This window comes from Brevibacillus sp. NPDC003359 (assembly GCF_042878995.1).
In the GTDB taxonomy this organism is placed as follows: domain Bacteria; phylum Bacillota; class Bacilli; order Brevibacillales; family Brevibacillaceae; genus Brevibacillus.
In genome coordinates, this window is sequence record NZ_JBIAOR010000003.1 from 341,883 (window position 1) to 365,006 (window position 23,124).

Genomic DNA, 23,124 nt, shown 5'->3' on the forward strand with positions numbered 1-23,124 from the left:
TAGAGAGCAAAAGAAACAAATCGAGGATAGGAGAGATTTTGGTATGAGTGGAAAACCTCAAGGGAGAGAGCTGGTGAATCGCTTTGATCTACAGGCGGACCTGACACTGACTACGCATGAGGTGGAGATCGATGCATTTGCACTCTCAGACCTGGAGTTAATCGGGATTGGGGGCTACAGCCCCATTGAAGGCTTTTTAAATCGTGCCGATTACATTTCCGTCGTGGAGCAGATGAGGCTCGCTGATGGTGCCGTTTGGAGCATTCCGATTACGCTTCCAGTCTCGACTACTGCAGCAGGTGCATTGCAGATCGGAGACAAGGTCCGGTTGAGCCATCAAGGGTCGGTCTACGGCATTCTGGAGATTACAGACATTTATTCGCCGGATAAGGAGCGAGAGGCCCGGCTCGTCTATGGGACCGACGATACGAATCATCCCGGCGTCAAGAAGCTTCTGGATCGTCCTGCTGTTTATCTGGGTGGGCCCATCACGTTGGTAAAACGTACAGAAAAAGGGCCATTTGCCAGCCATCACTTCGATCCGGCACAAACGAGAGAAAGATTTGCTGAGAAGGGCTGGAAAACGATTGTCGGTTTTCAGACGCGTAACCCAGTCCACCGCGCCCATGAATACATCCAGAAGTCAGCTCTCGAAATTGTCGATGGTCTTTTTCTGAATCCTCTCGTGGGCGAAACGAAGGCGGATGACATTCCTGCTGATGTGCGGATGAACAGCTATCAGGTATTGCTGGAAAAATACTATCCGGCTACCCGGGTAGAGCTGGCCGTGTTTCCGGCTGCCATGCGCTACGCAGGACCGCGGGAAGCGATTTTTCACGCATTGGTGAGGAAGAATTACGGTTGCACCCATTTTATTGTGGGCCGGGACCATGCGGGCGTTGGCAACTATTACGGGACGTACGATGCCCAGCATATTTTCCGCCAGTTCCAGCCAGAGGAGCTAGGAATTACGCCATTATTTTTCGAGAACAGCTTTTATTGCAAGACTTGCGAAAACATGGGCTCTAGCAAAACGTGCCCGCATGATAGTGAGCATCATGTCGCGCTGTCCGGGACGAAGGTGAGGGAAATGCTGTCGCGCGGAGAGGCTCCTCCACCTGAATTTAGCCGTCCTGAGGTCGCACGGGTATTGATCGAAGGGCTGCGACCGGTGACCGTATAATCCGCTGGAAAAATCGGTTGTAAGAGAGGAGAGAGACGATGAGTAGAGAGGGTAGCGCGAATATCGTATGGCATCCGGCGACGGTAACCAAACAAGACCGTCAGAAGCGTGCAGGCCACAAAAGCTGTGTCTTATGGTTTACGGGGCTATCTGGTGCTGGAAAATCGACGTTGGCCAATGCAGTCGAACATGAACTGCATCAAAGAGGATTAGCCAGTTACATACTGGATGGTGACAATATTCGTCACGGTTTAAACCGCGGATTGGGGTTTGGAGCAGAGGACAGACGGGAAAATATTCGCCGAATTGGTGAGGTCGCGAAGCTGTTCGTAGATGCAGGTGTGATTACCTTGACGGCATTTATCTCTCCGTATCGGGAAGACCGGGAGCTTGCGCGTAGATTGGTAGAGGCGGGAGAATTCGTCGAGGTATACGTAAAATGTTCATTGGATGAGTGTGAGCGCCGGGATGTGAAGGGACTATACCAAAAAGCGAGAAGCGGGGAGATTGGTCAGTTTACGGGGATTTCAGCACCGTATGAAGAGCCTGTTCAAGCGGAACTCGTGATCGAGAGCGACAAGCAGACGATTGAAGAAGCTGTCCAGATTGTCCTTACATACCTGGAAAAGCACAATATTCTCTAGTTTCATGAGTACGTAAAAAAGCACGACGCGAGAGGCGCCGTGCTTTCTTCGTGAGGAAAAATATTACTTAGTAGTGGTTGCTGCTTCTTCAGCTTCCAGATCCTTAGTCATTTCTTCCATCCATTTTTGTTGTTCAACCATGCTTTCAGCGATTGGACGAACAAAGCCTTTGTCGCTAAAGCTGTTGATTGCTTTTTCATCTTTCACCAGCTGTTCTACAGTCAGACCAGCATCTTTTGCTGGCGCATTGAACTTGGTTGCTTTACCGAAGTTGTATGCATATTGATCAGCAGCCAGACCGATTGTCACTGCTTGCTTCATTTCAGGAGCTTGGAAAGTTACGCTCAGATCGCTTGTTTGTTTCACAGGCATTTTGTTGCTGTCGATGTAGAAGTCGAGGTTCCAAGCGAGCTTGTGGAAGCCTTCTTTTTTCATTTCTTCTACGATTTTTTCAGGTGTGTATACTTTACCTGTTTCATCCAACCATTTTTTCGCTTCAGCCATGCTCTCGTTGATCATTGCTTCTGCATTTGCGCGCTTCTCTGCTTCTGTAGTTTTCTTGCCAGCTTCTGGGTACAGATCTTCTGTCATGGAAGTAGTCAGTACCATCATATCGATCGCAAAATCTTTTACTTCTTTGCTAGCTACTGCATCGTTAGCTGTGAAGAAGAACATTTTCACGAGTTCTTTTGTGTCGATTTTTACAGTTACGTGAGTCGCTTCTACTTTTTCACCGTTCGGCAATGTAACGGATTGTTTGCCATGGTTTTTCGCGTCAGTCAATGTATAACCATATTTACTTACATACTTTTTAACAAAGTTGAAAGTAAGGTCGTTCATTTTGTCTTGGTAGTCTTTCAGTTTCGCAGCGTTAGCAGCATCGGATCCGCCAAACTCAGCCATGAAAGGATTGGATGCGTTCGGATCGATTACCAAGTACTTGCTGTCCAGTGGAGACTTCACGTAGACTTTATCTTCGTCAACGATCGTTTCAACAGATGCTTTTTTGTCACCTGCCCAGAGCTTGTTGTCGCGCAGGAGTTTGTCGTCTTTTACTTCTACTTCAAACTTCACAGTGTCCAGATCCAGCTGGGAACCTTTTACTGTTACGCCTGCTTTCAAAGCGGACAGCAACGCCGTTCCTTCTTTGTCAGCCGTTTCTCCGAATGCTTCAGGCAATTTCTCAACGTCGCCTGTCAGCTTCAAGGAGCCTTCAAAATCATAGTTTGGCTTGTCAATTGTCGCTACGATAGAATCACGCACCAGTGATGCCTCGCCAGCACAACCGGTCAGCAATACAGTACCTGCTACCAGAAGGGCGCTTCCTTTTTTCCACATGATGTGTTCCTCCCCTATGTATATTATTTTTTTATTCCCCTCTTCTTCTACGCACAAATAGAGAAAAGGTTTCGCAAAAACGGAAAAAAATCACAATCCAGCTAATTCTGCCCCATTTTCGTGGTAAGATGAAGGGGAAAAGATGGTTAGTGAAGAAAGGGCGTTGCAACATGTGGTCGTGGCTTCAAAAGCTGATGAACTTTTTTCAGGGAGAAAGAGAAGAAATAGAGGAAGCAGGCCGTTCAGTAGGAACCGGTAACACAACAGGTATTCCCGCTCCCCGTCAGCCTCAGGCGAAAACAAAAAGCATCTACCCAAAAGAACGGGTAAACAATCAAGATATAGAAGACAATGTACGTCAAAGAAGAGAGCGTCAATTTCGTTTTCCAGTTGTTCCGGATGACTATTTGGATAAGAAGCGCAATCATAGCGTGAATCCTGCCGAATCGAATGAGCGCATTCGCCAGCAGGCACCTCGTGAGCGATTCGAGCCTAAGCGTGAAACAGTACGTACAGCAAATGATCGCGTGTTGGAAACAAAGACAGAGCCCGTTTTCGAGAAAAAGAAACCTGAGCTTGTCAAGAACAACAACGAAATACCGCAGCGTCCAAATCGTACGTCGCAACAAAAAGAAGCGGAAAAAGTTACGAGACCCATTTTTTCTGCAGAAGAAAAGCGTGCCTACCAGCCGTCTGAAATCGTTTCTCCTGTTTATGGGAAGATTACACCGGCGACGCGCGAGGCAGAGCATCGGATTCATACGACGGCGGGAATCATTTATCCGCGTTTGGAGCAAGAAGAGCATTTGCAGCAGATGAAGCAGTGGGAACAAGAGATAAGCGAGCGATATTTTCCAGAGGGGCAAGAGCCTGCTGTGACAGAAGTTCTTGATTCAGAACATGAGGTTGCTGCTTCCGTACAAATGGAAGAGTCGGTAATAGAAGAAATAGAAGGAAAAATGATGGAGACGGAGCCGCAAGCAACAGATCATCAAGAGTTTGATTCTGAAGCATTCGAGCCAAAAGCCGAAGAGACCGTAGCTGAAGTGATAGATGAAGAAGAGGCACAAATAGTACAGAGCGAGCCTGCGGAAATAATGGTGAGTGTGAATTCCGAAGAGCAGGAATCGGAGTCTATTGAAGAGCGGCTAGCCCATGAGGAAGCCGAGCATAGACTGATCACTACACTCAGTGCGGTTGTCCAGGTGGAGAGCGAGAATGATGGCGATAATGTGCAGTCTCATTCTGTTGGGTATGAGAATCGAGAAGCCGATACAGAGCCATTGAGCGATGGCGTCGAAGAGCCTGCCTATGCATCTGCTATCAGCCGTTTGCTAGAAAGAGCAGAAATAGATTCGTCACAGGAACTCAGTTCAACAGGAGCTCATTCGGTCAGCGAAGATGCGCCAGAGCAAACAGAGCCTGAATCTATTGTTCAACCAATTGTGGAACCGATTGTAGAACCAGTGGCAGAACCAGTTAAAGAACCAGATGCAGAATCCGTCCCAGTCCCAGCTTCATCTGCTGCACAGCCGGTTAGCATGTCCCAGGCATCCATTACTAGGCAGCCAGTGTCGGTTCCGTTAAAAGACACGTCCAATGAAGCAGACCGAGGAGCAGAGTCAGCGGACCCACCTTACATTTTGCCGGATTTGGGACTGCTGAATCCGAGCCCGCCAGTCAGCGGTGACGACGATGAGCATACCCAAATTCAAAAGCTGTTATTGGAAGAGACCCTCGCGAATTTCAATGTCAGCGCTCAGGTAGTAGGGATTGTCAAAGGTCCATCCGTGACACGCTTTGAGCTGCAACCGGCTCCCGGCGTAAAAGTGAACAAGATTACGGGATTGATTGACGATATCAAGCTGAATTTGGCTGCAAAAGACATTCGCATCGAGGCACCGATTCCAGGACGCAATGCCATCGGAATCGAAGTCCCGAATATGTCCAGTCAGCCTGTGTTAATTGAGAAGATCATTAGCTCAGACAAGTTTCAGGAGCATTCATCTCCGCTGGCAGTCGCACTCGGTATGGACATCGGTGGAGACCCAATTATTGCGGATATTAAAAAGATGCCGCACGGTTTGATTGCCGGCTCGACAGGCTCAGGTAAAAGTGTCTGCATCAACTCTATCATCGTCAGTCTGCTATACAAGGCGACTCCTGAACAAGTGAGATTGCTCTTAATCGATCCGAAAATGGTAGAGCTCGCTCCTTACAATCATTTGCCGCATCTGGTCACGCCAGTCGTGACAGAGGCCAAGCAAGCAACGGCTTCTCTCAAGTGGGCCGTGGAAGAAATGGAGAAGCGTTATGCGCTGTTCGTAGATGCGGGAGTTCGTGATATTGAACGCTACAATCAGACGACAGATGATCAGCTGCCTTATATTGTGATCGTCATTGATGAGTTGGCTGACCTGATGATGGTCTCGCCGCAGGATGTGGAGGATTGCATTATCCGGATTGCTCAGAAGGCACGCGCTTGCGGTATTCATTTGCTCCTAGCGACACAGCGCCCATCCGTAGATGTCATTACCGGTAACATCAAAGCAAACGTACCGACTCGTCTTGCTTTTGCCGTGTTCTCCCAAGTCGACTCTCGTACGATTCTCGATCAGTCTGGGGCAGAACGACTGTTGGGCAGAGGGGACATGTTGTTCCTTGAGAGCGGCACAGCTCCGGTTCGTCTGCAAGGGAACTTCGTTTCGGATGACGAGATCGAGCGAATCACGCAGATGATCAAAAAACAAAGAAAGCCTGCGTACATTTTCAGTAAGGAAGATTTGGAGCAGCAGGTAGCATCATTTGACAGCGGAGATGATCCGTTGTATCTGGAAGCACTCGTGTACGTTGCCGATCAGGGACAAGCTTCTGCATCTGGATTGCAACGCCGTTTCCGCGTTGGATATAACCGCGCTGCCCGTCTCATCGAAATGATGGAGGCAGATGGGTACGTCGCAGGGCAAAGTGGCGGTAAGGCTCGCGCTGTCCTTATTTCCAAGGAGGACGCCCAAGCCGTAGTGGAAGGATCGACACTTCTGTAAAAAACGAGGGTCTTGCATGGAGCAAGGCCCTTTCTAATCAGACGAGTTGCCTAAATATTCAGTAAGGTAGTATGCTATAGGATAGATGTGAGATGGAAAGGATCGATGACGATGAATCCGCTAGCGAAAAAGTATCAGGAAATGGACGACAAAATTGTCTTGTTCAATGAAGAGTATTATTTGAGCGTGGAAAAAATCGACATTGCCGCAATGACGCTGGAAAAAAGGGAGTCGCTCTTTAACCAGCTATACGATTTTGACAGCCCAGATATGGAGCTGGAGATCGATGTGTCGGAGGAAGAAAAGGGCGTTTGGTACCTGCAGCTGCTCGTACCACATGTGCTGACCTTGCCTGAGGCTGCCAAAAGACGAATCGAAAATGGTACCACTCAACTCACCCAGCATTTGACTCAACAGGCAGATGAGCTTGTGAGAACACAATTGCTTGGGGAAGAAATTTATACCTATGTGAAACGGTACAATCCGGATTTGGAGCGTATTGCGTAATGAAAAACATCCATCTATCCCACAACGAGGGGCCAGATGGATGTTTTTCATTACCCTTAGCTTTTGGCCGTTTTGGTCGCCATCCAGGTGCAGGCAGTCTTATTGGTCGTAGTCGCTATCCATTCGCATGGTTGATTGTTTACAGGAGTGATCAAGCGCAGTGTATCGCCTTTGATCCCGCCGTATTTGACGGAGGCGCTGGGGGCTGCTGCCACATACACGACACGCTCGTTGATTGAAACAGTTGGGATATAAGAAGTGTTTTCGGACTTGTAGCCGCTAGTGAGGGAAACAGGAACAGGGAGGTTTTTCATCGAGAGGGTTATTTTATCCGAAGACTTGTGATAAAACATTTTTCCAGTAACCTGGCTGAAGTCCCCTCCATCTACGGTGACTACCACTGGATACGTTCCGGTGCCGTAGAGCATGATCGCGTGATCAGAACCGGAATAACGGTTGTTTTCGAGGGAGACATTTCCGCAGCGGTTCAATGAAATATTTTGGGTCAACCTAGGGTCAAACGAACAGTTTCTCACGGTTACTTGTCTTTCGGCGAGCACATCCCATGGCTCCAAGCTCAAGGCGTAGCCGCCGATGGAAGCTGCCGTATCATTGGCCTCGAAGCTGCAGCCATCAAATACAAGTCCGACATCCGAATAGTCCACCGTAAGACCGGTACCAACCGTCTTCGTAGTTCCTTGTGCGGTCGTATGCAATACCCAGCGACAATTGCTGAACGTCATGTTTTTCATAAAGTTCACCCTATTTTTCTGATCAGGTGCCGTATAAAAAACAGAGGAGCTGATACAGCCTGTCATACCAGTGAGACTGAAGCTACTGAGAGAAACAAGCTGACTACCTTGCACGACCATCGGGGTGGACAGATATCCCTCCAAGTCGAGCTGTTGACGGCAAGAGATATTGCTCAGGTTTACGAGCATGGGTGTGGCTCCATCGTACCCTTCATTGAGCTCAACCTCAAAACGATCACACGCTACATTCGCTGCATTCAGACGTTCCAGGCCACCCGTCACCGTAACGTCAGAGCGTGTACGCTTGCGGTTGTCACTGTAAAAATCGGTAATTTGCACAGAGCGGACATAGCAGTTTGTTTCCCCGGCAAAGTAAAAATGGTCGGCGACTCCATCCGTACACCATACTTGTCGAAGCGCTACGTAATTGATATAGCTGCTAGGACCGGCACCCCGAATGTAGAAATCGGCGCAATGCTCGTAATCGTAAGGATCGGGAGGCAGTGGGTTTGCTCTTGCATTGGAATCAATCTTCAGGTTGTTGACCACAAAAGAATCCGCATCACCACCCGTGGACGTAATCGAGAACAGCCAGCGCCAATCTGCTGCAGTTGAATTGGCTTTCCTTTTTAACACGGAAAAAGGACCGATTCCCTGCATCACTAGGCTTTTTCCTGTTCCTAGGATGACCTCCAGGCTGTTTGGTTCAATGATATAGGTGCCAGCAGGGAAAAACAGAGGAATTTGCAAGTTCAGAGCAGCAGTCAAGGCAGCCTGAATTGCTTGGGTATCGTCGGTCACTCCATCCCCCTTTGCTCCGTACGTTTTTACATCAATCCACATAAAAGCATTCTCCTCCAAAAAATTGGTAGACAAGATTGTCTTCTTTTCATTTCATTCAACCATTTCTCAAATGTTGACAACCATTTCGTAAAAAGGGCATGGACTCCATAAAAAATGTGTTCCATAAACTTCGGGCAACCACTGGCATATTTGTCCTAGAACCTCCGTATGAATAAGCAAAGAGGTGGATAGTATGTCGATTTTGGTGACAGGCGCTGCTGGATTTATTGGTTTTCATGTAGCACGACAGCTGTTGGAACAAGGACAGACGGTGTGGGGGGTAGATAATTGCAATGAGTATTACGACCCAGTTTTGAAGGGCAAACGACTGGAAATCCTCCAAGCGTATCCATCATTTTGTTTTATCAAAGCGGATATTGCAGATCAGAGCAAAATGGACGAGTTGTTCCGAGAAATGGAGCCGGAGATTGTCATTCACTTGGCCGCTCAAGCGGGCGTCAGGTACAGTCTGGAAAATCCTCATGCTTATACGACTTCCAATATCACCGGGTTTCTGCACATTTTGGAAGGATGCCGACGGACGAGAGTCAGGCATTTGCTCTACGCATCCTCGAGCTCCGTCTATGGAGGGAACACAAAGCTACCTTTTGCGGAGTACGATCCCGTAAATGAGCCGGTCAGCTTGTACGCAGCAACGAAAAAAGCCAATGAACTGATGGCCTATACCTATAGTCATTTATACGGATTGCCTGCGACGGGACTTCGCTTCTTTACGGTATATGGGCCTTGGGGACGACCCGATATGGCGCTTTATACGTTTACCAAGGCGATTTTGTCGGGAGAGCCTGTCCGCATTTTCAACTACGGCAAGATGACGAGGGACTTTACGTATGTGGACGATATCGTCGAAGGGATGCTGCGACTGATGAATCGTATTCCCCAAAGGGAAGGGGATAAGGCGCCGCATGAGGTGTTCAATATCGGAAATCACCAGCCAATTGATTTACTTGCTTTTCTCTCGATACTGGAAGAGAAGCTGGGGAAAAAGGCTATTCGCGACTATTTACCCATCCAGCCAGGGGATGTTCCTGCTACCTATGCGTCAGTGGAAGCTCTGTATGAGGCGACAGGCTTTCGGCCGAAAACACCAGTCGATGTGGGGATATCTCGCTTTGTAGACTGGTACGTCAGCTATTATGGTGTCGCGCATGCGTAAAAAAGTGGGGGTAGTAGGTCTTGGATATGTAGGACTGCCTGTAGCGATTGCTTTTGGCCAAGTGCTTCCGGTGGTGGGTTTTGATATCGACGAAAGACGCATACGCAGTCTAGAGAGCGGAGTGGACGAAACGGGTGAGATGTCGACAGATGAGCTGAAACGGGCCAACATCACGTACACGGATGACCCCGCAAGTCTCGCAGCGTGCGATTTTATCATCATAACGGTACCCACTCCTGTCGATTCTGCGAAACGGCCCGATATGCGGGCACTCATTCTCGCGTCTGAAAGCGTTGGGCAACATCTTACTTCAGGGACCATCGTCGTCTATGAATCCACAGTCTATCCGGGGGCGACAGAAGAAATTTGTATTCCTGTATTGGAACAAGCGTCTGGGAAGCTGGCGGGGATTGATTTTTTCGTCGGCTACTCACCTGAACGAATTAATCCAGGGGATCGGGAACGGAGATTGTCCCAGATCATCAAAGTCGTTTCAGGGCAAGATCGCCAGACGTGTGAAACGATTGCCGAGATGTACGGGTTGATTGTAGAGGCAGGTATCCACAAAGCGCCCTCGATTCAGGTGGCTGAGGCAGCCAAGGTGATTGAGAACACGCAACGCGACATCAATATCGCCTTGATCAACGAGCTCTCGATTATTTTTGACCGTTTGGGCATTTCTACGGTAGATGTGCTCCAAGCCGCTCGAACGAAATGGAATTTCCTACCGTTCTCTCCAGGACTCGTCGGTGGTCATTGCATTGGCGTCGATCCGTACTATTTGACATACAAGGCGGAGAGTGTTGGTTATCATCCGCAGGTCATACTGGCTGGACGACGCATCAATGACGGAATGGGCAAGTTCGTCGCGACTTCACTCGTGAAGCAAATGATCTGGCAAAACATTGCGATTCAAGGCTCGCGGATTACGATTATGGGCATCACCTTTAAAGAAAACGTGTCGGACATTCGCAATAGTCGAGTCATCGACATTGTCCAGGAACTGAAGGAGTTCGGAGTAGAGGTCCAAGTGACCGATGAATTGGCTTGTCCAGAGCGGACGAGAGAGGAATACGGGATTCAACTGCGAGAGTGGGATGAATTGCAGCCCGCCCACGGAATTGTATTGGCCGTACCTCATGAGCGATATCTGCACCTGGGATGGGAGGAGCTTGCCGGGCTCTTGTATCAGGGGCAAGGTGTCATCGCAGACGTGAAAAGCGTGCTAAATCGCGAAACATGCCCGGCAGAAATTAGCCTGTGGCGTTTATGATGACCAATCTTTGAATAACGATCACCTGGAGCGGATGAATATGAGCTACCGGAAGAGAAGATTCTGGTTAAGCTTATCGGACGCAGGAATTATCAGCTTGGCGGTCTGGTTGGCCTGCCTGGTTCGATTTGATTTTTCTTTCACGGAGATAAGCGAATATCAACCTGTGTATTTGATGATTGGCCACGTACTGTTCGTCGTGACAGGCATGCATTTTGCTCAACTCTATCGACCTGTTTTCCGCTATGTCAGTGTACGCGAACTGGTCTCGATCATATTAGCTACGAGCTTTTCCGTTTTGGCCCTCTACCTGGTGCTGAAAATGTCGTACCTACTTGGTTGGTCGATCCGATTTCCCACCTCACTCTTTCTCATGACACTAGCCTTTGTTTTGCTCGGGATCACAGGCTCCCGGTTTGTATGGAAATGGTGGTATGAAGAGCGGGAGAAGAGAACCCAGGATCGCAGGCGCACATTAATTATCGGGGCAGGCAGCGCAGGTGTGCTCGTAGCCAGAGAGATGAAAACCTCGCCTTTGTCGGAGCTGGGTCCAGTAGCCTTTATCGATGATGAGTCCAGTAAACAAAATCTGCGCGTGTACGGTTTGCCAGTCGTAGGGAATCGGGATGACATCGCCCGCGTCGTGCAACGGCTGTCCATATCAGACATCGTCATTGCAATGCCATCGGCTTCCCGGCAGACGATTAAGGAGATTTTCGATATTTGCAAAACGACGAGAGCGAGCGTCAAAATTTTGCCGCACGTAGCAGACATCATCAACGGGAAAATCACGATGAACATGATCCGGGATGTAGCGTTGGAGGATTTATTGGGAAGGGAGCCTGTTCAGGTCAATCTGGAAGAGATTACGGGGTACTTGCGGCAGCAAGTTGTACTTGTGACAGGAGCGGGCGGCTCGATTGGATCCGAGCTTTGCAGACAAATAGCTAGATTTGGCCCGAGGAAACTTCTTCTCTTGGGGAACGAAGAGAACGGCATTTTTGAAATGAGCCTGGAACTCTCGCGTTTGTTTCCTGAGCAGGAGACAGTGAGCCTGATTGCAGATATTCGTGACAGACAAAGAATTGCTTCTATTATGCATGAATATCGTCCCGCCGTTGTTTTTCATGCGGCAGCCCATAAGCATGTACCGTTAATGGAGAACAACCCGTGTGAGGCATTAAAAAATAACATTCTGGGTACGAAAAACGTTGCGGAATGCGCGCTGGAAACCAGCGTCTCTCATTTCATCCTGATCTCGACGGACAAGGCAGTGAATCCAACCAGTGTGATGGGGGCCACAAAAAGGATCGCTGAGCTTCTGATCCAGGGTTATAACCATTTCGGACTTACCCGGTTTGCGGCTGTTCGTTTTGGAAATGTCCTGGGGAGCAGGGGGAGTGTCGTTCCGGTTTTTCTCAATCAAATACGGGCAGGTGGACCGGTTACCATTACGCATCCAGATATGGAGAGATTTTTCATGACCATTCCTGAGGCTGCCCAGCTCGTCATCCAGGCGGGGGCACTCGCTCAGGGAGGGGAGATATTCATTCTCGATATGGGGAAACCGGTCAAAATTGTCGATATGGCCCTCGACCTGATCCGCTTGGCAGGCTTGGAGCCTGTGAAGGATATTCCAGTCGTTTTCACGGGAATGCGTTCGGGCGAGAAGCTGTACGAAGAAATTTTGACGGCTGAAGAAGGTTTGACGTCTACTTGCCATAATCGCATCTTCATTGGGAAGCCGCTCGATTTTTCTTGGAATGAGCTCTTGGCAGGGATTGCTCGGTTGGAGCAAATTGCAGACAAAGGAGCGACGATGGAGGACAAACAATCCATCATCGAGATTTTGCAAGGGATCGTTCCTGGCTATCAATCCACTTCTTACGTGAAGGAAGAATCTACAACAGTCCCTTATCAAGTGGCGATCGGATGAGCATCAGCAAATGGAAGGAAAAGATCGCCACGATTAAATGGAAGCGGCTGATTGCATGGGGAGGATTGATATGTCTCATCATCTTGAGTGGATATGGTCTGTATGTCTATCTGTCGTTGAAAGAAACGGCCAGTAAAATGTACCTCCCTGTCCGCACGCAGAAATCTGTCGACATACCTGTAGCGACCGAACCAGCATCTGTGAGACAATCGCCGACCATGAATTCACAAGCAGCAGCCACACCGCCTGCGGCTGAAGTGGAGAACTCCGCTATCGTGCCCAAAGAACCGATCACCTTGCTGCTTCTTGGCGTTGATGAACGCGAGAATGACAAGGGGCGCTCTGATGTCATCCTCGTACTCTCCGTCAACCCGAAAACAAAATCTGCTTTGCTCATCAGCATACCGCGTGATACGCGAACAGCTATGGCTCACAAAGGTACCCAGGATAAGATCAATCACGCATATGCATTCGGAGGAGTGCAACAGGCAGTAGACACCGTCGAGCAGTTTCTCCAATTTCCCATTGATTACGTGGTGACCGCGAATATGGAAGGATTCGCAGGTGTGATCGATGCGCTGGGAGGAGTGGAGGTCAACAACAAGCTTGCCTTCACTTATGCGGATTACACCTTTCCAGTCGGTCCCATCCAGTTAGACGGGAAGCAAGCCTTGGTCTACGCTCGCATGCGCTACGAAGATCCGAGAGGCGACCTCGGGCGCAACGAAAGACAGCAAGAAATCATCAGGGCATTGCTGGATAAAGGCGTGACCCTTGCGTCGCCTACCAGATTGAATGACGTCCTTACGACGATGGAGCAATACGTGAAAACAAACATGACTTTTGATGTGATGAAACAGCTTGCCTTGAGCTACAGTACGGCAGTTACCTCCGTCGAGACGATTCGTTTGGAAGGAAAGGGACAAATGATCAACGGAATCTACTACTATATCGTCAGCCCGCAAGAGCGTGAGAAGTTGACCGAGAGTCTTTCAGCTTTTCGCAAACAAATCGAACCTCCCGTACAACTGCCGAAAGAAGGAAATGACAGCATGGCGGGGCAAAGGGGGAAGCAGAATGAATGAGGAGCTTAATCTTCGAGAAATACTCCTGGTGTTGTTGAAGCGCTGGAAGCTGATCCTTTTGATCACCTTTTTGTGCACCATCGGAACAGCGCTCGTGAGCTTTTATTTACTGACACCGATTTATCAGGCAAAGACGGAAATATTAGTGAATCGCTCGCTTGATTCAACAGTAGAGAGCGTGCTATCCGTCGCGGAAATTGATTCAAACCTGAAATTGATTGAGACCTATCGGGTCATTATTGAAAGTCCGCGGGTGATGGAACGGGTGCTCGAAGTGATAGGGGCCGGCGCCACGATGGAGGATCTGTTGCTTCATACAAAGGTGGAGCCAGTCAAAGACTCGCAGGTTATTTCCATTACAGTGGAAGACCCGGATCAGGGAAGAGCTGTGCTCATCGCCAATACAATCGCGACGACCTTTCAGAAAGAAGTCGTCAAAATGCTTAGCATGAATAACGTGCATATTTTGGCAGAAGCCCGAAACAATCCGGCGGCCATTCCAGTGAGCCCAAAACCGATCCTCAATTCGGTGATCGCCTTTGTCCTCGGGTTGGCAACGTCTGTAGTCGTCGTCTTCTTGCTTGTGCAGATGGATACTCGACTTCAATCGGAAAAAGAAGTAGAGGAGTATTTAGGCTTACCTGTACTGGCAACCATTGCAGTGATCGACAAAAAAACGCGGAAGGCATTTCGCCAGCCCAAGGTGGAGGAAGTGAGGAATGAGTATGAGAAGGCAGAAGCCTGATGATCGTTACCAAAAGCTGATTGCCCATTGGGAACCGCTGTCTCCACTGGTCGAGGGCTACCGTACCCTTCGCTTAAACATTCAATTTTCCATGGGCGACCAGCTGATGCAAACGATTTTAGTCACCAGTCCAGGGGCTTCTGAGGGAAAAACGATCACGGCTGCCAACCTGTCCTTGATGATGGCAAAGGATCGCAAAAAAACGGTGCTGCTTGATTTTGACTTGCGCAATCCGCGCGTGCATTTCACCTTTGATATGCCAAATCTGTACGGGATCAGTTCTTATTTTTCGGATATGTGCCAGATTTCCGATATTGTTCAACCGTCTGGGGTATCAGAGCTGTCAATCATTACAGCTGGGCCGATCCAGCATAATCCGGCGGAAATGCTCGGTACGCAAAGGCTTTTGGAATTGATGGCATACCTGCGCGAAAACTTTGATTTTGTGATTGTCGACAGCCCGCCATTAATCGTAAGCGACGCAATGGTGCTGGCGAGGGAAATGGACGGTTGTGTCATGGTCGTAGATGCAAGCAAGACGAAGCGGGATTCTGCTCTCAAAGCGGTAGAGCAGTTGAAAGCGGCTGGAGCCAACCTGCTCGGTGTTGTTCTCAACAACAAAAAGGTAGGGAAGAGAGAAGGCTACTACGGTTATGGGTACAACGCATAGCAGAAAGCGGGGCGTTTGTAGGCATGCATGCCCTCAAATTAGCTTGGCAACGACAATGGAGCCGTCTGCCTAAAGATCGCGATGTTCTCGAAGTGATTCGCGGCTCGGCCTTCACGTTTTTGTTTCGGCTCCTTGGCTTCGTGCTGCTCTATCTCTTGCAGTTTTATATTGCCAGAGAGTATGGAGCCGAGAGCCTTGGCATCTATTCGCTGACGATCACCTTGATGAATATTGGAATGGTGCTGGCCGTATTGGGGACGGATACAGCCATGATCCGCTTTCTCTCGGAGTTTCGCGCGAAAGGTTCGCTTTACCAGATTTCCGAAGTATTCAATAAAGTACTGCTATGGACGACGCTGATATCGTTTGTGCTCGGAGTACTTTTGCATGTGTTCTCGGAGCAGGTGTCCGCCTACGTTTTTGCAGGGGAACTGCCAGCAGAGGCACTGCGAGTCGTCGCGTGGATGCTTCCGTTTGTGTCACTTGCAAGGCTGTATGCTTCTGCGTTTCGGGCACTGCATCGGGTTGTCATCTCGATCACTGTCGATATCGTTGGTATGCGTTTTCTGCACTTGGTGTTTCTTTTCATCGCCATTCCTCTATTCGAACCCAGTACGATGCTCTTGATTCAACTGCTCGCGGCTGCTGTTATCTTGAATGCCGTCTATGGGATGGGGCAGTGGTATGCTACCAGCCGAGGATTCCGTAAGGGTGTACAGGTGACCACGGGAGAGCCAGGCGTTGGGATGAAGGAAATTATTGCAGTCGCATTGCCCATGTATCTCAGTTCGTCGATGGAATTGATTATGACGTGGACAGATATGATCATGCTGGGCATTTTTACGGATGCAAAGACTGTTGGAGTATACAGTGTGGTCATTCGCCTGGCAATGGTGACGGGCTTCGCGCTGATTTCCATCAATACCATCCTCTCTCCCAAGTTCTCTGAACTGTACGCACGTAATGATATGGACGGTTTGAAAAAGATGATTGCGTTCGCCAATCGCTTAATTTTCTTCACCTCTGCTCCTCTCAATCTGCTGGTGGCTATATTTGCTGTTCCGTTGCTCACTTTTTTTGGCGAAGAGTTTGCGAGTGAGAGCCTTGTCCTTGTGGTTCTGTGCCTGGGGCAGTTTGTCAATTTTTGCACAGGCAGTGTCATCCCCTTGTTGACGATGACCGGGCATCAAAAAACGGCCCGTAATATTCTTGTCTGTTCAGCTGCACTAAACATAATCGGAAACGCTTGTCTCATCCCGTTGTATGGAATTATCGGGGCCGCCATTGCTACTTCGATCAGCCTGATCTGTCGAGATCTTTGTGCTTCGTATTGGGCATCAAAATATTTTGGTTTTCGCACGTGGTATATCCCGTTTTTGTCCGAAAAATATTCCGTCTCGCTCTCGAAGACGAGGTCATGAAGAAGGTGGCTTACCGTGAAGGATGAGCTGTATCCGTCTATGTTTTGGGATAGTGAAGAAACACGCCATTGCCGTGTGCAGGTGCAGAAGCCGTGGAGCAGGGAGGAATTTTGGTCGTACTACTTTACACGTCGCATCTCCATCTACGTGAGCTTATTGCTGACCCGAAAAACACAAATATCCCCCAACGCGATTACAATGGGGGGGATTGTCGCCGGACTCCTTGGCGCCGCAGCATTTATGTACGGAACGGCGGCATCTTTTTTGCTCGGCTGCTTCTTCTGTCAGGTGTGCTACTTGGCAGATTGCGTCGACGGGGAAGTAGCCCGAATGCGCAACCAGAAGAGTAAGGGAGGAGAATGGCTGGACATCGGGCTCAACTATGCACTCTATCTGGTGTCATTCGGGGTGATATACGGCATCACGAATCATCACGCAATGCTGGATCCGTGGCTGCTCTATTTGATCTTGTTCACTATTTTTGCAGAGATTTTGGCGACCAATGGCTCTGATCTCGTATTCAGTCAGGGGAAAATCTCTCAAGAAACGGTCTCTATGAGAAAGCGCAGCAAATGGATTGATGGTTTTGTCTTCCTTTTTCTTACCCAAACGGGTTATCAGTTGGGGGTGCTGATTACTGCGCTTCTGTGGGCAGTCAGCGGTCAGATGCTATTTTTGCTCCTATGGACCTTCTACCACCTGTTCGTCGGACTGGCCAGATCGATGTACAAGCTGAAGTTGAACATCAAATACGTCATGCCATCTCTGAAAGAAGGAGGGGAGTCGGATGAAGGCACTGCTCATGGCAGCAGGTCTCGGGTCACGAATCAACGGGCAAATTGACGGAATTCCCAAGTGTACAGTGGATATCGGAAACCAAGCGCTCATCGAACATACAATAGCTGAGCTAAAGTGCCAAGGAATTGAAGAGATCGCGATGGTGGTCGGCTATCAAGCCAACGTGATTACCGAGCTACTCAGAGATGAACCTATTCGTTTTTATCACAATCCTTTTTATGATCGGACGAATAGTATGGTGTCCCTCTGGTTCGCCCGCGAGTTTTTGCAAGGAAGCGACTGCTTGCTGTTGAACGCTGACGTTTACTTTGAATCGAAGGTGCTGGAAGTCGTTTTGCAAGAGACCACAAGTCCCGTCATGTTTGCTGATCCAGCACGACGCTATGAGGGAGATTACAACTTCGGCTATGAAAACGGACTGCTGCTCTGTCATGGAAAGGAGCTTCCTCTGGAGGAGACAACTGGCGAATACGTAGGCATTGCCAAACTTCAAGAGAGCTTTCTGCCGATATTTTTAAGTCGATTACAAAGGTTGATTCAGGAGAAGCAGTATGATTTGTGGTGGGAAAATGTCCTCTATTCTTTTTTGGGTGAAAGGAAAGTGTATGTCGCACAAATACCACCGGGATTGTTTTGGGCAGAGGTTGATACGTGGGAAGATTATCAGCGAATCCTGCAATTCACCAATCATCTGGCGCACAGGTAAATGATGATCCACGAGAAGCTCTCACCAGACAAGATCCTGCTTTTGCTCTATGTGGTGCTCAAGCCCTTCTACTTCTTCCCCAGTGGCAATCCGCAAATCGCCGATTTTATTATGCTCATCTTGATGGCTTACAGCTTCCTGTTTCGCCTGGGGCGGGTCAACCGCAGACTCGGACTTTTTCTCTTCGTTACCTTTCTGTTTTTGTACGACATTATGCTGGTGAATGGCATATGGGCGATTGCGCTCGGCGGAGAAATGGATGTATTCAGCTCGACCAAGTGGTATTTGTACAACGGAGCCGTGATGTTTGCACTGGTTATTTTGTTCAGGCGCAACCCACGAGAGTACGTGAAATGGGTCTTCCTGGCAACGTCCACTTCCTTACTCATTCAGGCATTCATTCTCGTGTCAGGACTGTCACCGGATAGCGACGAGTTCAGGCAATCTTTGTTCTTCAACAATCCGAACCAGCTCGGCTATTTTGGGCTTTTGTGCATGGGAATATGTCTGCTGTGTGCGCGATTCGTATCCGTGAAGACCATTCCTCTCTTTATTGCGATCGGCACGGCGTTCAGCATCATTGCAGCGTCCTTGTCGAAAGCAGCGATCATTAGTGCCGTAGGGATGTACCTCGTTTTTTTGCTCCTCTCCATAAAAGAACGAACGGGCTTGTTTTGGTTGAATCTGCTCTGTGTGCTCGTCTCGTCCTTCACAGTCTTCTTCATTTATTTGTACACCAACGAAAATGTGCTGAGCGATGCATCTATTTACACACAAATCGAAGAGAGGATGGTATCTCTCGGGGAAGATTCGGACGACAATTTGGCAGCGCGGGGCTATGACCGGATTGCCAACCATCCGGAGTACATTTTGTTCGGAGCAGGGGAAGGGATGTACGAGCGATTTAACAGTAGCATTTCATTGGAACTCCATTCTACCTTAGCCAACCTGTTCTTCTCCTACGGTGTAATGGGCACGGTGCTGTTTAGTCTCGTGATCTATGGGGCGGTGCGCGGTCATCGATTGGTTGCTTGGTATCCTATTGTCTTCCAAATTTTGTACGGACTCACTCATAACGGGATTCGCGAAACGTTTTTCTGGATCATGCTCGCGCTGTATTTCGTGACAGCCGAAATAAATACGCGTCAGATCAAAAATGGCGGTGATCTGCATGAAAAAAATCTTGCAAGTATGCGCAATTGACCGCTCTGTAGAAAGCTTGCTGTTTCCCCTGATCGAAAAGCTGATGGGTGAAGGCTATGAGGTGCATACCGCATGCTCGGATACGGGGCGCTTTGATGTGCTAGCAGCAAAGGGATTGACGCTCAGAAACATCTCGATTAAGCGAAAGATCGACCCAATTTCCAATTTGGTGACGATTTGGGCATTGTATCGGCTGATGAAAAGGGAGAGGTATGATGTCGTGCATGTCCATACGCCGATTGCCGCTGTTCTCGGGCGCGTGGCAGCACGGCTGGCAGGAGTGCCGCATGTCATCTACACAGCGCATGGCTACTTCTTTCATGAGGGCATGAGCAAAAGAGCGTATCAGATGTACTACACGTTGGAAAAATGGTTTGCCCGGCATATGACTGATTATCTTTTGCTTCAGAGTCAAGAAGATTACGAGTTAAGTGTGAAGGATGGTTTCTCCTCTCAGGCGGAGCGGATTATGCACATTGGCAACGGCGTTGATCTCACAGAACGCTTTCACCCGCGACACGTAACGAGAGAAGAGATCCAGTCTATCAAGGCCTCACTGGGGTTGCGTGATAATCATGTGGTGATCACCTATGTAGGACGAATGGTTTCGGAAAAAGGAATTTTTGAACTGTTGGAAGCCTTTCGCAAGCTGGCGGGTGAATTTCCACGCCTGCGCCTATTGTTGGTGGGAGACGTGCCTTCCAGTGAACGCGATCAAAGAGGTCAAGACTTCGTGGAGCTTTGCCGACAGCATCCGCAAATCATTCTGACTGGATTTCGCAATGACATCCCTGAGCTGATGGCCGCCAGCGATATATTTGTTCTTCCCTCTCATCGCGAAGGGCTGCCTCGTTCTATCATCGAGGCGATGGCTATGGCGAAACCGATCGTCGCCACGAATATTCGTGGATGTCGGGAAGAAGTCAGGGACGGTATAAACGGATTTTTAGTAGAACCGAAACAGGTGGGTCCATTGTATACAGCATTAAAAAGGCTCGTAGTCGATGCCAGACTCAGAGAAGCATTCGGACAGAACAGCCGTAGTATCGCGCTTGAGCACTTCGATGAAAGAACTGTCCTTACGAAGCAGGCGGCGCTTTTTGCCCAACTGACTGGTCAGCGAGAAGAAAGAGGGCAGGAGAAAGGAGGCAGCGGAGAAGATTGGACAAGACGGGAGCATTCGTCATTTCCCTAGACTTTGAACTTTACTGGGGCGTCCGAGACAAGAGAACCATTCAGTCATATGAGCAAAATTTGTTAGGTGTTCGTCAAGTGATCCCCGCACTTTTGGAGCTGTTTGCCAAGTATGAGATGCACGTCACTTGGGCTACTGTCGGTTTTTTGTTTTGCGAGTCGCGCATGGAGCTATCAGGGGTCATCCCACGGCATCTCCCAGCGTATTCCGATGGAAAGCTGTCACCTTATCCTTATATAGACGCAGAGGCGATAGGAGAGCATGAGCAGGTCGATCCGTATCACTTTGCTCCTTCCTTGATCAAGCTGATCTCCTCTTACCCGCATCAATTCATCGGAAGTCACACTCTTTCCCACTATTATTGTCTAGAGCCGGGCCAGACCCCCGAAGCTTTTGCTGCTGATCTTGATTCTTTTCAAAGAGTGACTCGCAAAAAAGGGTACTCTCCTTCCAGCATCGTTTTTCCGCGAAATCAGGTGCAGTCTGCCTATTTATCGTTGTGCAAGAAAAAGGGGTTTCGCTCCTATCGCGGAAACGAGCAATCTTGGATGTACCACACAAGAGGGGCTGCCGAAGAGACATTGTTCAAACGAGCCATGCGACTGATGGATGCGTATGTGAATCTATCCGGTCATAACAACTATGAAACCTTGCGGCGAAGTCCGGAGGGAATGGTTGATGTTCCATCCAGCCGGTTTTTGCGCCCTTATCATCCAGGGCTGCAACGGCTGGAAAAATGGCGCTTGAAAAGAATCAAAAGAGATCTGACTCATACGGCGGAGCACAATCGTTTGTACCATCTGTGGTGGCATCCGGAGAATTTTGGAGATCACATCGAAGAGAATTTGTCCTTTTTGGAGGAAATACTCAAGCATTACTCCTTGTTACGTGAGAGGTACGGCATGCAAAGCCTCAGCATGGAGGAAGCGGCAGCGAAGTGGAATCAACAGGAGGTGCGGCATGAAGTCCTTGTTTGATCGTTGCGTCTCCTTCCTGATGCTTATCATGCTGTCCCCACTGATTTTACTAGTGAGTCTGCTCATCCGCTGGAAGCTGGGGTCTCCGGTTTTGTTTGTACAAGAGCGACCAGGTTTGCACGGAAAACCTTTTTTTATCTACAAATTTCGCACGATGACCAATGAGCGCGATGAGACTGGAGAGCTTCTCTCTGACGAGCAGCGACTGGGATCATTCGGCACGCTGTTGCGCAAGTATAGCTTGGATGAACTGCCGCAATTATGGAATGTACTTCGTGGTGAAATGAGCCTCGTAGGGCCGAGACCGCTACTAATGGAGTATCTGCCTCTGTACACGCCACGGCAGTTGAAGCGACACGACGTGAAGCCTGGGATTACAGGCTGGGCGCAGGTCAACGGGAGAAATGCGATTGACTGGGAGCAAAAGTTCGAGCTGGACGTCTGGTATGTAGAAAATGGCAGCTTTGTTCTGGATATGCGGATTATCGGTCTGACGATCAAGCGCGTTTTTCAATCGACAGGCATAAATCAGCAGGGCAGCGTCACGGTAGAAGACTTCAGAGGGAGTGAAAACACAGAGCGCGCTGGGAGGGTAGCATGTGAGCCTGATCGTACTTTCGGAACAGGATGATTGGACCGAATATTTGCGACGCTTTGTTCATTTGGACGTGACCTACGCGAAAGAATACGTACAGCTGTACGCCAAAATGGAGCAGGGCACACCAGAAGCTGTTTTTTTCAAGAGTGGGGAGAACGAGGTTTTCTACCCGTATTTGGTCAGGCGTCTGGATGGATTGATTCCCGGCTATGCCGATTTGGTTTCGATTGGATACGGAGGGCCATTCGTCGTGGGGGGGCAGACGGCTGCTCGATTGTTCCAGGAGCAATTCCACGTCTACTGTCGGTACAAAAACTATCTGACGGAAACGGTCCGCTTTCATCCGTTGCTGAGAAATGCGGAGCTGTTCGCGGGTCAAATGCGACTGGATCTGGTGAGGATGGTAACGGCGGTCGATTTGCGCCCTACACTCGCATACATTCGCGCCCACTATACGCAAAACATCGGACGAAATATGAGGAAGGCCGCGGCAAACGACGTCTCGGTAAAGTTGGGCGGAACCGATTGGCTTCATTCTTTTATCCAGCTGCATAAAGAGACGATGGACCGCAATCAAGCCGAGGCGAACTACTACTATGCACCGGAATTTTTTGTGGGACTCATGAAAAAAACAGCGTTGTGCAAGCCGCGGCTTCTGCTCGCCATGCATGAGGATCGGCCGGTGGCGGGGGTGCTTTTGCTCAGTGGAATTCAATTCGCCCATTATCAGCTAGGGGCATCTCATACGGAAGACATGACGCTTGGCGTCAACCACCTCCTCTTCGACGCCATGATCCAGCAGGCAAAGCTGGATGGAGCAGACCTGCTTCTCCTTGGAGGAGGAAATCTGGACGGAGATGGCTTGTTCCGTTTCAAGTCCTCGTTTGCAAATGGCAATCATTTTCCTTACTGGATGGGCAAAAAGGTTCACGATGAGGAAGCGTATTTGGCTTTGTGCCAAAAACTACAGGTCGATCAGGCTGGCGAGCAAGATTTTTTTCCTGCCTATCGCAATGGGGGGACGTAGAA

Annotated in this window: 20 protein-coding genes; 18 read left to right on the forward strand and 2 right to left on the reverse strand. The window is 49.1% G+C overall.

Going from position 1 to position 23,124, the window contains the following annotated elements:
• Nucleotides 1-43 precede the first annotated feature (43 nt).
• Both sat and cysC read left to right on the forward strand, forming a co-directional pair.
• Nucleotides 44-1,183: a sulfate adenylyltransferase gene (sat, locus tag ACFYU8_RS13335; RefSeq protein ID WP_390299438.1), complete on the forward strand. Its 1,140-nt coding sequence runs from the start codon at nucleotides 44-46 to the stop codon at nucleotides 1,181-1,183.
• 38 nt (nucleotides 1,184-1,221) lie between these two features.
• Complete coding sequence (gene cysC, locus ACFYU8_RS13340; RefSeq protein WP_390299441.1) at nucleotides 1,222-1,827, forward strand: adenylyl-sulfate kinase; 606 nt, start codon at nucleotides 1,222-1,224, stop codon at nucleotides 1,825-1,827.
• 63 nt (nucleotides 1,828-1,890) lie between these two features.
• On the opposite strand, the gene ACFYU8_RS13345 is transcribed toward cysC, so the two are convergent.
• Entirely contained in the window at nucleotides 1,891-3,165 is a 1,275-nt protein-coding gene (locus tag ACFYU8_RS13345; RefSeq protein ID WP_390299444.1) for a hypothetical protein, read from the reverse strand.
• Between the two features lie 170 nt (nucleotides 3,166-3,335).
• Between ACFYU8_RS13345 and ACFYU8_RS13350 the strand changes: the two genes are divergently transcribed.
• Nucleotides 3,336-6,209, forward strand: coding sequence for a DNA translocase FtsK (locus ACFYU8_RS13350; protein ID WP_390299837.1), 2,874 nt, complete (start codon nucleotides 3,336-3,338; stop codon nucleotides 6,207-6,209).
• Between the two features lie 105 nt (nucleotides 6,210-6,314).
• Nucleotides 6,315-6,716 carry a hypothetical protein gene (locus tag ACFYU8_RS13355; protein ID WP_390299447.1) on the forward strand — a complete coding sequence of 134 codons (402 nt, stop codon included), beginning with the start codon at nucleotides 6,315-6,317 and terminating at the stop codon, nucleotides 6,714-6,716.
• Between the two features lie 56 nt (nucleotides 6,717-6,772).
• On the opposite strand, the gene ACFYU8_RS13360 is transcribed toward ACFYU8_RS13355, so the two are convergent.
• Entirely contained in the window at nucleotides 6,773-8,311 is a 1,539-nt protein-coding gene (locus tag ACFYU8_RS13360; protein ID WP_390299450.1) for a glycosyl hydrolase family 28-related protein, read from the reverse strand.
• Between the two features lie 193 nt (nucleotides 8,312-8,504).
• Between ACFYU8_RS13360 and ACFYU8_RS13365 the strand changes: the two genes are divergently transcribed.
• Genes ACFYU8_RS13365 through ACFYU8_RS13430 form a run of 14 tightly spaced genes read left to right on the forward strand, consistent with a single transcriptional unit; the run spans nucleotide 8,505 to nucleotide 23,122 of the window.
• The gene (locus tag ACFYU8_RS13365; protein WP_390299453.1) at nucleotides 8,505-9,488 is read left to right on the forward strand and encodes an NAD-dependent epimerase; all 984 of its coding nucleotides are present in this window, start codon (nucleotides 8,505-8,507) and stop codon (nucleotides 9,486-9,488) included.
• The gene (locus tag ACFYU8_RS13370) at nucleotides 9,481-10,761 is read left to right on the forward strand and encodes a nucleotide sugar dehydrogenase (RefSeq protein WP_390299456.1); all 1,281 of its coding nucleotides are present in this window, start codon (nucleotides 9,481-9,483) and stop codon (nucleotides 10,759-10,761) included. Before ACFYU8_RS13365 ends, ACFYU8_RS13370 begins: the two co-directional genes overlap by 8 nt.
• 40 nt (nucleotides 10,762-10,801) lie before the next feature.
• Nucleotides 10,802-12,697, forward strand: coding sequence for a polysaccharide biosynthesis protein (locus ACFYU8_RS13375; RefSeq protein ID WP_390299840.1), 1,896 nt, complete (start codon nucleotides 10,802-10,804; stop codon nucleotides 12,695-12,697).
• A complete protein-coding gene (locus tag ACFYU8_RS13380) occupies nucleotides 12,694-13,782 on the forward strand; it encodes an LCP family glycopolymer transferase (protein ID WP_390299459.1) in 1,089 nt (362 codons plus the stop codon). The genes ACFYU8_RS13375 and ACFYU8_RS13380 overlap by 4 nt, the downstream gene beginning before the upstream one ends.
• The gene (locus ACFYU8_RS13385; protein ID WP_390299462.1) at nucleotides 13,775-14,527 is read left to right on the forward strand and encodes a YveK family protein; all 753 of its coding nucleotides are present in this window, start codon (nucleotides 13,775-13,777) and stop codon (nucleotides 14,525-14,527) included. Before ACFYU8_RS13380 ends, ACFYU8_RS13385 begins: the two co-directional genes overlap by 8 nt.
• Nucleotides 14,502-15,197 (forward strand): CpsD/CapB family tyrosine-protein kinase, encoded by a 696-nt coding sequence (locus tag ACFYU8_RS13390; RefSeq protein ID WP_390299465.1) that lies wholly within the window; start codon nucleotides 14,502-14,504, stop codon nucleotides 15,195-15,197. The genes ACFYU8_RS13385 and ACFYU8_RS13390 overlap by 26 nt, the downstream gene beginning before the upstream one ends.
• Nucleotides 15,198-15,220: 23 nt before the next feature.
• Nucleotides 15,221-16,618, forward strand: a complete 1,398-nt coding sequence (locus ACFYU8_RS13395; protein WP_390299470.1) for a flippase — start codon at nucleotides 15,221-15,223, stop codon at nucleotides 16,616-16,618.
• Between the two features lie 15 nt (nucleotides 16,619-16,633).
• On the forward strand, nucleotides 16,634-17,461 hold the full coding sequence (locus ACFYU8_RS13400; RefSeq protein ID WP_390299473.1) for a CDP-alcohol phosphatidyltransferase family protein: 828 nt from the start codon (nucleotides 16,634-16,636) through the stop codon (nucleotides 17,459-17,461).
• Nucleotides 17,406-18,122 (forward strand): phosphocholine cytidylyltransferase family protein, encoded by a 717-nt coding sequence (locus ACFYU8_RS13405; protein WP_390299477.1) that lies wholly within the window; start codon nucleotides 17,406-17,408, stop codon nucleotides 18,120-18,122. Before ACFYU8_RS13400 ends, ACFYU8_RS13405 begins: the two co-directional genes overlap by 56 nt.
• A complete protein-coding gene (locus ACFYU8_RS13410; protein ID WP_390299480.1) occupies nucleotides 18,123-19,325 on the forward strand; it encodes a ligase in 1,203 nt (400 codons plus the stop codon).
• Nucleotides 19,294-20,520, forward strand: a complete 1,227-nt coding sequence (locus ACFYU8_RS13415) for a glycosyltransferase family 4 protein (protein ID WP_390299483.1) — start codon at nucleotides 19,294-19,296, stop codon at nucleotides 20,518-20,520. The genes ACFYU8_RS13410 and ACFYU8_RS13415 overlap by 32 nt, the downstream gene beginning before the upstream one ends.
• A complete protein-coding gene (locus ACFYU8_RS13420; RefSeq protein ID WP_390299485.1) occupies nucleotides 20,487-21,497 on the forward strand; it encodes a polysaccharide deacetylase family protein in 1,011 nt (336 codons plus the stop codon). Before ACFYU8_RS13415 ends, ACFYU8_RS13420 begins: the two co-directional genes overlap by 34 nt.
• On the forward strand, nucleotides 21,481-22,128 hold the full coding sequence (locus tag ACFYU8_RS13425; protein ID WP_390299488.1) for a sugar transferase: 648 nt from the start codon (nucleotides 21,481-21,483) through the stop codon (nucleotides 22,126-22,128). Before ACFYU8_RS13420 ends, ACFYU8_RS13425 begins: the two co-directional genes overlap by 17 nt.
• Nucleotides 22,097-23,122, forward strand: a complete 1,026-nt coding sequence (locus ACFYU8_RS13430; RefSeq protein ID WP_390299491.1) for a GNAT family N-acetyltransferase — start codon at nucleotides 22,097-22,099, stop codon at nucleotides 23,120-23,122. The genes ACFYU8_RS13425 and ACFYU8_RS13430 overlap by 32 nt, the downstream gene beginning before the upstream one ends.
• Nucleotides 23,123-23,124 lie beyond the last annotated feature (2 nt).

Bases quoted from the DNA above. Each gene is read 5' to 3' on its own strand.
- sat (WP_390299438.1), top strand. From the start codon at position 44: ATGAGTGGAAAACCTCAAGGGAGAGAGCTGGTGAATCGCTTTGATCTA.
- cysC (WP_390299441.1), top strand. From the start codon at position 1,222: ATGAGTAGAGAGGGTAGCGCGAATATCGTATGGCATCCGGCGACGGTA.
- ACFYU8_RS13345 (WP_390299444.1), bottom strand. From the start codon at position 3,165: ATGTGGAAAAAAGGAAGCGCCCTTCTGGTAGCAGGTACTGTATTGCTG.
- ACFYU8_RS13350 (WP_390299837.1), top strand. From the start codon at position 3,336: ATGTGGTCGTGGCTTCAAAAGCTGATGAACTTTTTTCAGGGAGAAAGA.
- ACFYU8_RS13355 (WP_390299447.1), top strand. From the start codon at position 6,315: ATGACGATGAATCCGCTAGCGAAAAAGTATCAGGAAATGGACGACAAA.
- ACFYU8_RS13360 (WP_390299450.1), bottom strand. From the start codon at position 8,311: ATGTGGATTGATGTAAAAACGTACGGAGCAAAGGGGGATGGAGTGACC.
- ACFYU8_RS13365 (WP_390299453.1), top strand. From the start codon at position 8,505: ATGTCGATTTTGGTGACAGGCGCTGCTGGATTTATTGGTTTTCATGTA.
- ACFYU8_RS13370 (WP_390299456.1), top strand. From the start codon at position 9,481: ATGCGTAAAAAAGTGGGGGTAGTAGGTCTTGGATATGTAGGACTGCCT.
- ACFYU8_RS13375 (WP_390299840.1), top strand. From the start codon at position 10,802: ATGAGCTACCGGAAGAGAAGATTCTGGTTAAGCTTATCGGACGCAGGA.
- ACFYU8_RS13380 (WP_390299459.1), top strand. From the start codon at position 12,694: ATGAGCATCAGCAAATGGAAGGAAAAGATCGCCACGATTAAATGGAAG.
- ACFYU8_RS13385 (WP_390299462.1), top strand. From the start codon at position 13,775: ATGAATGAGGAGCTTAATCTTCGAGAAATACTCCTGGTGTTGTTGAAG.
- ACFYU8_RS13390 (WP_390299465.1), top strand. From the start codon at position 14,502: ATGAGTATGAGAAGGCAGAAGCCTGATGATCGTTACCAAAAGCTGATT.
- ACFYU8_RS13395 (WP_390299470.1), top strand. From the start codon at position 15,221: ATGCATGCCCTCAAATTAGCTTGGCAACGACAATGGAGCCGTCTGCCT.
- ACFYU8_RS13405 (WP_390299477.1), top strand. From the start codon at position 17,406: ATGAAGGCACTGCTCATGGCAGCAGGTCTCGGGTCACGAATCAACGGG.
- ACFYU8_RS13410 (WP_390299480.1), top strand. From the start codon at position 18,123: ATGATGATCCACGAGAAGCTCTCACCAGACAAGATCCTGCTTTTGCTC.
- ACFYU8_RS13415 (WP_390299483.1), top strand. From the start codon at position 19,294: ATGAAAAAAATCTTGCAAGTATGCGCAATTGACCGCTCTGTAGAAAGC.
- ACFYU8_RS13425 (WP_390299488.1), top strand. From the start codon at position 21,481: ATGAAGTCCTTGTTTGATCGTTGCGTCTCCTTCCTGATGCTTATCATG.